General features: G+C 33.4%; 11 protein-coding genes. 6 read left to right on the top strand and 5 right to left on the bottom strand.

The window, feature by feature from the left end:
- Nucleotides 1-53: 53 nt before the first annotated feature.
- Complete coding sequence (locus ASM33_RS04825; RefSeq protein ID WP_110410144.1) at nt 54-557, top strand: TIGR02281 family clan AA aspartic protease; 504 nt, start codon at nt 54-56, stop codon at nt 555-557.
- Nucleotides 558-581: 24 nt separating this feature from the next.
- Here the strand turns inward: ASM33_RS04825 and gyrB are convergent, their stop codons facing one another.
- Complete coding sequence (gene gyrB, locus ASM33_RS04820; RefSeq protein WP_110410145.1) at nt 582-2,966, bottom strand: DNA topoisomerase (ATP-hydrolyzing) subunit B; 2,385 nt, start codon at nt 2,964-2,966, stop codon at nt 582-584.
- Nucleotides 2,967-3,252: 286 nt separating this feature from the next.
- On the opposite strand from gyrB, the gene ASM33_RS04815 reads away from it, so the two are divergent.
- Entirely contained in the window at nt 3,253-4,011 is a 759-nt protein-coding gene (locus ASM33_RS04815) for a hypothetical protein (RefSeq protein ID WP_237342881.1), read from the top strand.
- 21 nt (nt 4,012-4,032) lie between these two features.
- On the opposite strand, the gene icd is transcribed toward ASM33_RS04815, so the two are convergent.
- Complete coding sequence (gene icd / locus ASM33_RS04810) at nt 4,033-5,457, bottom strand: isocitrate dehydrogenase (RefSeq protein WP_110410146.1); 1,425 nt, start codon at nt 5,455-5,457, stop codon at nt 4,033-4,035.
- 119 nt (nt 5,458-5,576) lie between these two features.
- Between icd and ASM33_RS04805 the strand changes: the two genes are divergently transcribed.
- Together ASM33_RS04805 and ASM33_RS04800 are read left to right on the top strand one after the other, a co-directional pair.
- Entirely contained in the window at nt 5,577-6,140 is a 564-nt protein-coding gene (locus tag ASM33_RS04805) for an RDD family protein (protein WP_110410147.1), read from the top strand.
- A 153-nt stretch (nt 6,141-6,293) separates the two neighbouring features.
- Nucleotides 6,294-7,082, top strand: coding sequence for a hypothetical protein (locus tag ASM33_RS04800; protein ID WP_110410148.1), 789 nt, complete (start codon nt 6,294-6,296; stop codon nt 7,080-7,082).
- Between the two features lie 16 nt (nt 7,083-7,098).
- On the opposite strand, the gene ASM33_RS04795 is transcribed toward ASM33_RS04800, so the two are convergent.
- Together ASM33_RS04795 and ASM33_RS04790 are read right to left on the bottom strand one after the other, a co-directional pair.
- Nucleotides 7,099-7,959, bottom strand: a complete 861-nt coding sequence (locus ASM33_RS04795) for a hypothetical protein (protein WP_110410149.1) — start codon at nt 7,957-7,959, stop codon at nt 7,099-7,101.
- A 48-nt stretch (nt 7,960-8,007) separates the two neighbouring features.
- On the bottom strand, nt 8,008-8,904 hold the full coding sequence (locus ASM33_RS04790; RefSeq protein ID WP_110410150.1) for an aspartate carbamoyltransferase catalytic subunit: 897 nt from the start codon (nt 8,902-8,904) through the stop codon (nt 8,008-8,010).
- A gap of 190 nt (nt 8,905-9,094) precedes the next feature.
- Here ASM33_RS04790 and ASM33_RS04785 point away from each other — a divergent pair, with 190 nt between their 5' ends.
- Nucleotides 9,095-10,024, top strand: a complete 930-nt coding sequence (locus tag ASM33_RS04785) for a hypothetical protein (RefSeq protein WP_110410151.1) — start codon at nt 9,095-9,097, stop codon at nt 10,022-10,024.
- A 4-nt stretch (nt 10,025-10,028) separates the two neighbouring features.
- On the opposite strand, the gene trpS is transcribed toward ASM33_RS04785, so the two are convergent.
- Complete coding sequence (trpS, locus tag ASM33_RS04780) at nt 10,029-11,036, bottom strand: tryptophan--tRNA ligase (RefSeq protein ID WP_110410582.1); 1,008 nt, start codon at nt 11,034-11,036, stop codon at nt 10,029-10,031.
- A gap of 153 nt (nt 11,037-11,189) precedes the next feature.
- On the opposite strand from trpS, the gene ASM33_RS04775 reads away from it, so the two are divergent.
- Nucleotides 11,190-13,079 carry a hypothetical protein gene (locus ASM33_RS04775; RefSeq protein ID WP_110410152.1) on the top strand — a complete coding sequence of 630 codons (1,890 nt, stop codon included), beginning with the start codon at nt 11,190-11,192 and terminating at the stop codon, nt 13,077-13,079.
- Nucleotides 13,080-13,198: the final 119 nt, after the last annotated feature.

Raw genomic sequence — 13,198 nt, 5'->3', positions numbered from 1 at the left:
ACTTTTAATGCTAGTCTTGAAAATTTATTTTAATAGCTTCAAATTTTAACAATATGAACGCAGCAAAAAATCTAGCTATTTGGTTGCTAATAATAGTTATTACTGCAATGCTGATTGATTCGCAAAGAGATAAGTTAAATCACAGATTTCTCAGTACTTTTTTACCATCTAAAGGGAGAATTCAAAATAGCGGAAGTGTTGAATTCACAAAATCGTATGACGGGCATTTTTATATTCAGGCTCAAGTTAATGACCGCAATATAACGTTTTTACTTGATACTGGTGCGAGCGATATTGTTCTTTCGCAAAAAGATGCATTACATGCTGGTATTAATCTAAAAGATATTCAGGATTTCAAAATATACGAAACTGCAAAAGGCCAAATACGTGCCGGAGTAGTACACATCCCTCAGGTTAAAATAGGAAATTTTTTCATTAACGATGTACAAGCTAGTGTGAACACCCATTCTATGTCTCACTCTCTACTTGGAATGAGTTTTTTGAGGTATTTTCACTTCACTATAAAAGACAATAAACTAATACTATATCGTGGTTAGAAATTCCTGAAATGAGTTTCAAAATTAAATATCCACATCGTGCACATTGAGCGCATTGTTGTTAATAAAATCACGGCGTGGTTCGACTATATCACCCATCAATATCGAGAATATGGAATCAGCTGCTTCACAATCTTTTATCTCAACTTGTAGCAAAGTTCTAGCTTCAGGATTTAATGTAGTGTCCCACAGTTGATCAGCATTCATTTCACCAAGACCCTTAAATCTCTGCAGGGTTAATCCTTTTTTACCGTAATCCATAATTAATTTTGCAAGCGCACTCGGAGATGTAATTTTTATCTCAGTTTCTTGTGATTTTAAAAACGAGTCACCATTAAACAAGCCAATTATGCCATCAAGAGAGCTGAGTATATTTTGTATTTCTTTACTTTCAAGCATGCTAAGCGCAAAGATATATTTGTCCGCCAATCCTTGAAACAATTTAGAAATGTGAACCTCTCTTTCTTCATCTTTTACTTCAACTTCCCAAGTGTATTCACCATACATTAACATTAAATGCTTTGATATCTCATCAGAAGATAGGGCATTCTTTCTGCTTAAAATTATCAACGACTCCAACAAATTTTGTGGTATTTCTCTGTCATAATTTTTACTAATATTTGAAATATCTAGGCATTTATTCAAAATGAATTGCAAATCGTCGAATCCAGCCGCTGCACCAGTCAGTGTTAGCCTCTTAACTGCTGAATTTACTATATAATCATTAAAACTTTCATCATCTTTGATATAAGTATCTTTAGCATTTTTTGTAACTTTATAGAGCGGCGGCTGCGCTATATATAAATATCCCTTGTCAATTATTTCACGCATATGCCGAAAGAAAAATGTTAGAATCAAAGTTCTGATGTGTGATCCATCAACATCTGCATCTGTCATTATAATAATCTTGTGATATCTAACTTTTTCAACATCAAAATGTTCACTTCCTATGCCAGCGCCAATTGCAGTAATCAGAGAACCAATTTCTGCAGATGAAAAAATACGGTCTAAACCTGCACGCTCTACATTGAGAATTTTTCCTTTTAAAGCAAGTACAGCTTGTGTTTTGCGATTACGACCCTGTTTGGCGGAACCGCCTGCTGAATTACCTTCTACTATAAATAACTCTGATAATGCTGGAGATTTCTCCTGGCAATCAGCAAGCTTTCCCGGAAGAGTTGCAATATCAATACTGTTTTTACTTTTTACTAATTCACGTGCCTTTCGTGCAGCTTCTCTACCTTTTGCTGATCTAATTGCTCTTTCTACAATGCTTGCTGCCAATTTTGGGTCAGTTTCAAGCATTGTACCTAATTTATCAGAAACGATACTTTCCACGACTGCACGTGCTTCTGAGCTAACCAGCTTGTCTTTTGTTTGTGAAGAAAATTTAGGATCAGGCATTTTAATGGATAAAACACAAGTTAACCCTTCTCTAACATCCTCTCCAGTTAAACTTACTTTTGCCTTCTTCAAAAAACCTTCGTTAGTTGCATAATTATTGATACACCGAGTTAATGCAGATCTAAACCCTGCAAGATGAGTGCCACCATCGCGTTGCCGTATATTATTTGTAAAACATAGCATATTTTCATAGTAGGAATCATTCCACTCCATTGATATTTCTAGGCTTATACCAAGATCTTCTTCATTACCTTTTATGCTTGCAATTTTAGTTACATGTGTTTTATTTTTATCTAAATACTGTACAAAATTTGCTGTACCAAAATTTCCCCCAGATTGGTCAGTCTGATTGAAATGAGATTCTGTAGGTGGTTTATTACGCAAATCACGTAAATTAATACTGATATTCGAATTTAAAAATGCTAATTCCCTTATGCGGCCTTCAAGAGTTGAGAAACTAAAGTTAATGCCATTAAAAGTTTCAGTTGATGGCATAAATGTGACTTTAGTACCACGTTTATTTGTATTTTCATTTACTATTTTTAAAGGCTGCATAGAATCACCATTTTCAAAACGAATGAAATGTTCTTTCTTATTACGCCAAATAGTGAGCTCTAACCAGCTTGATAGTGCGTTCACAACTGAAATTCCAACACCATGCAGACCACCGGAAACCTTATAGGTATTGTTATCAAACTTACCGCCGGCATGGAGTTGAGTCATTATCACTTCTGCTGCTGATATTCCCTCTTCTTCATGAATATCAGTTGGAATGCCACGACCATTGTCACTCACAGATACTGATCCATCCTCATTAATGCTAATTTCAATTTTATCACAATATCCAGCTAAAGATTCATCTATTGCATTATCAACAACTTCATACACCATGTGATGCAAGCCAGATCCGTCATCAGTATCACCGATGTACATACCTGGACGTTTTCTTACGGCATCAAGGCCCCTTAATATTTTTATCGAGTCAGCATTATAAGTATTGTTCATTCTGATTGTTTTATTTATAGATATTAACTAAATATTACATTCAGATATACTTATTAGCAACCTCTTTAATAGAAATAGGCGAAAACACTTCGGCTTGAGATTTTACCGGAATTTAAAATCTGGAATAATAAACATTAGGTTTTGAAAGAGATTTAGTCTATCTTGCTTTTTTCAAGATTTTAAACATGTTCTGGAATGCTTAGTTATTAATATATTAACAATATTGCATTTTTCTCATAATTGTGTCATTATTAAATCAGCATAATTATTTAGTGAGGTATAGATAATGGTTGATATAGTGTCTATTGGCGTACACTCAGTTATTGATCAAAATTATAGAAGAAAAGTACAACTAGGTTTGTTCGGGCTATTTTTAGCTGTATCCATAGCAACTGCTGTCTGGTTTATTTTTCCTGCATCACAGAGCGTTCTCACTCCATTTTTACTTCCTGCTATATTTTTACTGTTCACTCTATCTATGGGTTACTATACATTTCTACTTGGTTGTGATAAAAAATCTGTAATAAATAATATTCTAGGGATAACAGAACCTGCTGAATCAGTCAAGAGAGTGCATTGCCAAGAAAAAATACAATCTTTATTGGGAGAAGTAAGAAGTATTACGAGAGATAAGTTTTGCGATACGCTTGTTGATCTTTGTTTTGAAGATCGTAAAGAAGCACATAAACTTGCGTTATATGTAAAGGAAATTGAAGGTATTATATCCACAATAACAAATGAAGATCTTTTATGCTATTTTGATCAATTTTTTACTATGATTGAAATCAGTGATAATAGAGGCAGAGGCGCACTGGTTGAATTTGCAAGAGAATGTAGGAAAATAAGTGAAATAGTGCCAAATTTTGCACAAAAATTTGTCGCTATGCAAGCTAAGTTTCACCCTGAAGGTTACTTATGTGGATGGCTTCCTAAGCCAGCAGAAATTGTAGGTTATGGAGCACTAATATCATTAATACCTTCTCAAATTAATAGCTTTCTAACGCAGGTTTCAGAAGTAAATAATGACATTAGACTAATCACTTAAATTTTGAAAATAGTTGATATTCTAAGAAAAGAATCCCTCTTTCTCATCATATAAATATAACTTATCCATTCTTACAACATCGAAGTTATTTTCCTCAAATTTGATAAGTACATTATTTACATCACTATTCGTAATATTTTGTTTTGTGTCAGCAATAAATCTGCAAGTAACCTGGTCACTGACAACTTTTGGATTCCCTGGCCAAATAGCTAGCCCTTTTGAATATATTGCTATGATTTGCATTTTATCTGACCCAAATAATTGAGCTACTTTGTCAAAGTTGCTAGATCTGTTCCAGGCAATAGTTACATCACTACCCACTAATTTTTTAACCTTATAATCTTGCTCGTAATTGTCTTCTACTTTATTGATTTTATCATTTAAATCTTTGCTGATTATAAGTTCAGATAATGTTTTAGGCTTTTTCCCTAAATTATCTATGACAGCTTCTGCAAATTCTTTTGTGCTAACTTTTCGTTTGCTCTTTCCTTCTTTATATAAATCAGCAGTGTGTGTTCCATCTTCTAGAGTTTTTAGCCATGCATCGTAAACTAACTTTGCCGTGTCAGTTTGACCTATGTAGATAAGCATATGTACTGCAGCGTTTAAAAGCCCAGAAGGATTGGCAATATTTTTTCCTGCAATATCAGGGGCAGAGCCATGAACTGCTTCAAACATTGCGTATTCAGTACCAATATTACTGCTTCCAGCAAGCCCAACAGATCCAGAGGTTAATGCAACGATATCTGACAATATATCTCCATATAAATTTTCAGTTACTATAACATCAAAAATTTCAGGTGCAGTTGCAACTTTTGCCATCCCAATATCAACTATATAATGTTCTGCCTGTATATCTGGATAGTCTTTTGCAACATAATCAAAAGCTGCATGGAAAGTGCCATCAGTCATTTTCATGATATTATCCTTAGTCAGGCAAGTTACTTTCTTCCTACTATGTTTTTTTGCATATTCAAAAGCATACCTGCATATTTTCTCTGAACCAGATCGAGTTATAATTTTAGTGCATTGGTAAGAATCACCAGTTAGTCTATGTTCTATTCCAGTATAAACGTCTTCTTCATTTTCACGTACTATCACAACATCAAACTTACCAAATTTGTTATCTATGATAGGAGAATATGATATACATGGACGTATATTTGCATATAATCCCAAATTTTTTCTGAGTGCTACATTCAAACTTTTGTGACCTTTACCCTGTGGAGTTGTTGTAGGGGATTTTAGTAATATTTTTGTTCTTTCAATAGATTCCCAACCACTTGGAGAAATTCCGTGAGACCATTCTTTATTATAAATACGCTCACCTATTTCAATGATATCTATTGATATTTTTGCTTCTGCTTCGCGTAATATCGATAGCGTCGCTTCCATAATTTCTGGGCCGATACCGTCACCATATGCAACTGTAATTGGTGTAGACATAAATTTCCTGATCACAAATGACTTAATGTTAATTTAAATAACAAAGTGACACAAGCAATCAATTTTACGATTATTTAATTGTTGATGTGGTATATTAGATAATCATATATGGAGGGTATATGGATGTTAAAGTAAATTATGTTGGAATTGGAAGACGTACTGTAGCGGCTCTAATTGACTATATTTTGTGGATGGTAATAGCAATTGTTTTAGCATTTTCTCTATCCGCATTTCCTGCATCATCAGACAATATGGACAGTTCTTATGATTACTTACTTAATTCTGAAATAGCTCGGGACATAGATGCAACAGCAACTACCAACGCAGCAATTTTTATCGTAACATTATTTATATTATATCTAGTATTGAACATATTAATGATAATGAAGTTCGGTGGTACTCCAGGAAAACTGTTGTGCGGTATGTATATAAAAAACGCAAATACATTTGAAAATGTTACTCTAATGCAAGCAGTAGCAAGAAGTTTTTCTTGGATAGTTTTCTCTTTTATAGTTTCTATATTGTCTAGTATTTCTGGTTTGTTTTCAATTTTATCAATCTTGATTTTATCGCTTGCGATATTTGACCAACGCAAACAAACTTTTTATGATAAAATTGCAAAAACAGTAGTGATAAATTATAAACCTATTCCTATAGCCCAAGAGAGCGATAGCGTAAGTTAAGTATAGCTTCACTACGAAACAATTATTTTGATGATAGGACAAAATATAAACCCTTAATCATTAATAATATTTATTAAAATAAACACCAATATTAATCGATCATTAATATCTTGATCTTAATATGGTTAATATGTTAATGATTGAGGATTGAAAATGCCTAAAAGTACAAATAGTGAAGAAGAGGGTAAAAAAACTGGATTATGGGGAAGAACAAAACAAGTATTAAAGGTAGGAACGGCAATAACTACTACTGCTATTGCTGGAGTTCTTTGTGGACCTATAGGTGCTGCTGTGGCCATAGGAATTTTAGCATATGGTAGTCACAAATTGGATGAAAGGAATACTAAGAAGAATCCTAATCAAGATAATAGTGAATCTCATGATAAAAAGAGTACAAAAGAAAACACAAGACCAAAACTTTGGAAGAGAGCTTTGTTTATAGTAGGCTCTATCGCACTTGGGTTTTCGATCGGAGGTCCAGTAGGTATTATAGCTGCTGCAGCTCTTGTTATTGCTGATACAGTGTCAAAAGGTAAACTTACTGAGTGGTCAGAGAATGTTTTAAAGACCCCTGTTACGCTACTAAAAGAAGGTTATTCAAAGATGAGAGAAGCTCAACCAGAGCTGTCAAAAGGTGCAGTAGTAGAAAAAGCACAGGAAATAGTGAAAGGAACAGGGCAAGAACACAATGGACCAAGCATTCCAGGTGAAACTGGACAGCAGCAAAGTAGCAGCATAACAAGTTTAAATTCTGGAACACAAAAACAAGCGCCAAAAGAGGGAGCACCATTAGCGAAAGCAGCACCTTCAAGTGAAGGAGTTACTGAGAAAGCAAATACTGGTACAAAACCAGTTCTTGGCCATTTTACTGGAAAAAAAGCTGAAGAAGATGCACAAAAAGATCGGGCAGGAAGTGTTGGGAGAGGTAGTATTAGCCACTAAACTAGCATGTATGTAATCAATTTTTCTGAAAAGAAATTATAACCTTGCTAGTCTCTTGATCTATTAATTCAAGGTTATTGAATTTGTTGATTCGAGATTTAATTAGTATAGGAACCTTATCTTGATTTAAATAAAAGCCTTGTTTTGATTGTTTGTTTATGCGTAATTTTATGTCTCCATTTTTCCAAGCTAGCATTTTATTTACTTTAGGCTTTCCCTTACAGTCGTTATTTGCTTCGTTTATAAAACCCAAGTATTCATCTTGTGTAGAATATATTTCAATTCTACATGTTTTGTAACCTGTCCAGTTGCCTAGATATGGGTCTGTATTATCACCCTGATAAAGAACGAAATCTTTTTGAACATATTCCCATGGAGCTTTTGCACCATCTACTCTTTTTAAAAAAAGTACTGCTTGGTCAAAGTTTGTTACAGTATAAGGAATGTAGACATCTTTATCTTTTTGTATAGTTATTTTTTGGCTTTTAGTTTTGTTATTTTTTGTGTCAAGTATTGTTACACTTTTCTCATCTGGTACTGTTGTTTTAACATATTTTTCAACCTTTTGCATATTTTCAAAAGATGCTATTATTATATCTGCTCCAACCTTTTTGCCGTATTTAATGTAATCACCAGCTGCGTCATACTCAGCTGTAAATGATGACTCACCTATTATTAAAAAATCATTGAATAATAAATTGTATATATTATGTACATTGTAACTTGTGCTTATATAGACAGGCTGTCTGCTCGATTTAGCATACTTCTCTGGTGCATAATTAACATATGCATTTTCTATTAAAGAATAAGTGCCACAACTAGCAAGTAAAAAAGACAAGCTAATTAATAATGGAATTTTGTTTAGTATTTTTAGCATAATATATTTCTATTCTAAAAATGGTATCCTATTTTTCTGAATATTTTATTAAAATAATAGAAGATAATGTAATATTGCCTTACGCATGATTACTCCAAATTCTACCTGCTCTAAAATAACATCATCTGCTATATCATTGCTAACCTCAACGCCTCTATTTACTGGTCCTGGGTGCATAACGATCGCACTTGATTTTGCGTATGATAGCTTTTGCTGATCAAGTCCATATAAATGGAAATATTCTTTCTCTGAAGGAACAAAACAACTATTATTCATACGTTCTTTCTGCAATCTGAGAAGCATAATCACGTCAGCATCCTTTATACCTTGAGTTAACGAATAATGTATTGAATCTACTTCAGGAAAATTCTTGCAAATCAAAGTTGGTGGGGCAACTAAGCTTATTTTCGCTCCGAACATTTTTAGCAATCTTATATTTGATCTTGCAACCCTGCTATGCAGAATATCGCCGCATATCACAATTTTGAGGTCCTTTATTTGCTTTTTATGACTGCTAATTACGAAATAATCTGCAAGCGCTTGAGTTGGATGTTCACTGCTTCCATCACCTGCATTGATTAACGAGCAGCTAACATGCTCAGCCAGTGTGTTAATAATACCACTACTTTTGTGCCTGATTATTATGTAATCAGGATTCATTGCATTTAATGTTTTTACCATATCCTTTAGATCTTCTCCTTTGCTCATAGAAGAAGATTTTACTGGCAAAGTTACAACGTTTGCTCCAAGGCTTTTGGCTGCTATTTCAAAAGATGCGAGTGTACGTGTTGAATCTTCAAAGAATAAATTTATTACTGTTTTATTTTCCAAGATATTAGCATTTACCAATTCTTTGGTAAGATACTGATTAGCCAGCTTAGTTATATTTTCTACATCATTAATTGTAAGATCTGAGATGCTTAACAAATTCCTTTTGCTCTTCATATCTTCTTGTTTTTTATTAACGTGTAATTATTACTCAATCACTTGACTCTATTCTACTTTATTAATGTTGATTTAGGTAGAGAATACTTTCTATTGTTGTTTCTTTTTTTAATAAAGTTCTGCAATGGACCTGTTTATTAAATCTTAATATATTAAACATATATTTTAATATATTAGAAATATAGTGAATATGACTGAAAAAATTAATCCATTTAAAAGTGAAAATTATCAAAATAATCTTAATGATTTAATAGAAGCCATAAGGACAAGAAATGTAATAAAAGCTGGTAAACAATACAACAAAACAGTAGAGGAGCTATCAAAAGCATTAAAAGCTTTTTCAGATACAGATCAAACAGCAAAGAATGTAGCTAAGCATGTTATAGGTAGTGACTTAGGTAAATATAAAAGATCAATAGATAAAAAACCATCAGGCTTGGTTAGAAAGTTAATTGAGTGGTTAAAGAAAACATTAAAAATAGAAGCTTCAACTGAAAATAGTATGAATGATTTTATTAAGACTTTACCTAAAAATTCATCTGAAGTTGCTTCAGAGATCAGTAAGAAATATACAGAAATTTCTAGTAAAATTGCTGACCTAGAGCGAAGTGAAAGAGATGTTGGAATAGTGCCCACAAAGCCTCCTAGAAGTATTCAGTCAGAAATGCCTGAAGAGCAGATTTATTCAACAGTTTCTAAAGAACATAGAGAAGCAAAAAAAGAACTTAAGCAACAAGAAAAATCTAAGCCTATAATACCACCAAAGCCGTCAATACCACCACCAGTTCCAAAGAAAACTCTTGATGCTTACATTCCTCTCGAGGCGCCTAAAGTAAACTGGGCAACTTATCCAGGAGATATCAAAAATGTTCAGAAGGCAAATAAAATCCCCCCTTCACCACAGCTAAGAACACACAAGCCTAAAGAGCAAATTTATATGAATACCTCTAACAAGAGCGGTGCAGCAAATCAGATAAGTGGAACCAAGCCTCCGTTAGCGCCAAAACCTCGTACTAGCGAAGCTTCTCCAGGTACAAAAGTGAGTACAAGAGGAAATCGTGTACATAAAATGGTTGAACAATTTGAAAAACTAGCAGACCACACAAAAGGAAGAGAGTAATCATTCACTGATCAAATCCAATGATATCCTTAATTTCTTTTATATTTTGGTTTGCAATTTCTGATGCTTTCTCTGTGCCTTTTTTTAGTATTGCATTTAAATATAGTTGATCTTTTAGCAGATCATTCATTTTCTCTCGTATAGGTGATATACTACTTACAATTGAATCAGCTAATTCTTTTTTGAAGTGTTCCATGTTATGCTTGTTCATTTCTGCGCATACTTCTTTTACACTTGTATTGCTGAGTGCAGAATAGATGCTTATCAAATTACTTATTTCTGGACGATCTTCCAAAGTAACGAAATCAAAGCCTAAAATTGAATCTGTTTTTGCTTTTTTTATCTTACTAAGAATTAAATCATCCGAATCATCAAGGTTAATGCGTGAATTATCAGAAGGATCAGACTTACTCATCTTGCTCGTACCACTCCTCAAACTCATTATTCTTGATGCATGGCTTAAAATTAAAGCTTCTGGTACAGTAAAATAATCTTGCCCATAGTGATTGTTAAAAGCTGATGCAATATCGCGCGCAAGCTCTAGGTGCTGCTTTTGATCGTCACCAACAGGAACGCATTTAGTTTTATATAACAATATGTCTGCAGCCATAAGCACTGGGTAGCTATATAACCCGAGAGAGGCTTTTTGTTTATCACTTCCAGCTTTATCTTTAAATTGAGTCATCCGGTTAAGCCAGCCGATAGGTGTGTAACAACTAAGCAGCCAACTGAGTTCTGCATGCCCACTAACTGTAGATTGATTAAAAATAATAGATTTTTCTGGGTCTATTCCACATGCGATATAAGCTGCTGCTGTTTTGAAGATATTGTTTTTCAATTCACTTGCTGGAAGTTTATTGGCTGTGATTGCATGCAAATCAACAATACAAAAAAGGGACTTATATTTATCCTGTAAATCCACCCACTGCTTGATTGCACCAAGGTAATTACCAAGGTGCAATATACCGCTTGGCTGAACACCTGAAAAAACAATAGATTCTTTGCATGTCATTGTCATCTTAGTACCGCTAATTTTATGTAGATATAAATACGGTAAGTGAAATGTTAAGTAAAGGAAAGTATGTACTTATGAAACTTGACAAACGTTAATATTTTTGGTAAAATTATTATATGTATTAGTCATAATACCAAAATAGGAGAGAATATGGAAACAAGAAAATTTGAAGTGCTTATAACAAACAGTAATCTTAGTGAATGTAGTAAAAATAACATTTTACAAGAACATAATGACACGCCTACCTTTAAAGATGAAGACAAAAAATCGCTCGAGTTAGCTAAAACTATTTTAGATTCTTGGTATGATATTAAAAATAAATCAATTGCTATTAGGAATATAATATATTTCAACAAAGTAGAAGAAAGTAAATATATTGAAAAATTGAAAGAGCGTCTTTCTGTAGTGCAATATCTTATCAATATTCCAAACATAAAGCACATAGGGCTTGATGAGCGCTTCAATTGTGAAACGGTGATTAGAATTGCTGGAGATTTATCAGAGGAAGGTGTGACTGAATGCTCACTCGAAAAAGTAAGGGCCAATATGATTTTAACATCACTACTAATAGAGCATGGTATTATCAATCCTACAAGTGTTGCCCATGTAAAAAGGCAAAGATGCAACAGTACAGTAGAGCTTAAAGAGTATTTACTAAATAATGAAATGGTTATTGAAGATATTACAAAAGATGTAGGTACAATGCAAAAACTCTTGAAAAATGAAACCTTCATAAATTCAATGATAGAAAATCCAGAGCTTGCTAAAAAATTATTAAAAAACGAAATCTTTATAAATTCAATTATAGAAAATCCAGAGCTTATTAAAGAATTATCAAAAAATGAACACTTTATAAAAGTAATTTTAAAAACAAAAAATTTATCTTTTTTAAAAGCAAAAAATTTATCTGCTTTAGAAATAAAAAATTTATCTACTTTAGAGATAAAAAGTTTATCTGTTCTGAGTAAACTATTGAGTGGGCTATTGAGTAAGCTATTAAGAAATGAAGATTTTATCATGGAAATTTCAGAGGTTTTAAGATCGGGAACTCAGAAAGAACGAAAAGAGGTTTTGGATTATGTAGTTAATATACTAGAAAGTGCAGATCTTGAAGAAGCAGCGTATACACTCTGCAACTTTGAATTATCCATACCTACTACAAGTAATGATAATATAAAGAAACTATGGACAAAATCTTTCAAGGCAATGTTAGTCAGTGCACTAGATATACTTCAATCTAGAGTTAATAATGTAATCAAAGAACATCAACAACAAAGAGTTGAAGCAGAAGCGTTACCACAGGAAAAACCAAAAGTTGAGCAACCTCAACAAAAGCCTGTAGTGCAAGAAGCACAGCAAGAACAAGAGAAACAACCTAAAAAATCTCCAGCAGAAGTGTTACCACAGAAAAAACCAGAAATTAAAAGCCCAAAACAAAAAATAAACCAAGATCTAGATAATGAGATTTTAGCAAGTGTAAGAGAGTTGTTTCATGAGACAGAACAATCTAAAGCACCTATAGAAGAGAAGAAACAACCGGAACCAGAGGTTAAAAAACCACAACATGAACCTGTTGTGGGAGTAGAGGGCACTTCAAGACCTACTATTGAATCACATGTAGAAAATCCAAAACCTGAAGAAGTGCTTTCTGATGGTGTTATTTCTCTTGATGGAGCTGATGAAAAAACTACTCAATCTGTAACAGAGGATAGTGAACAACCAAAACCTGAAGCATCAACACTTCCTAGGCCTACTGTTGACAAAGAAGATCCAAAACATAAAAGCAACAGTAACTACTCCTACATAGGCGTTTGTGGAACAGCTGGTTTATGTATAGGTTTTGTGATAGGTTGCGTCACGGCATACTTTTTAGGAGCTGCTTCTTTAGCTCCAATGATTACTATTACAGTATTTACTGCAGCTGCTGTGGCGGGTATGTTAGTTGGTGCAGTGTTTGGTGCTGGAATAGGTTATTGTGTGAGTAGATGTTTTGATAATCCTAATGTGGAAGAACATAAGCAATTATTGATTTTATCCTAGTAATTTAGATGTCACATAATGCTGAATTTTCTGCTCAGCATGCTTATTTGTCAATAGACTCTTTAAAGAAAGCTTGCATACAAATTTATCAAGGTGTAAAATTACAGTTATTTTAAAAT

It is taken from the genome of Wolbachia endosymbiont of Folsomia candida (assembly GCF_001931755.2).
GTDB lineage: Bacteria > Pseudomonadota > Alphaproteobacteria > Rickettsiales > Anaplasmataceae > Wolbachia.
Note: the sequence above shows the minus strand (reverse complement) of the source record. Positions and strands in the feature narration are given on the sequence as shown.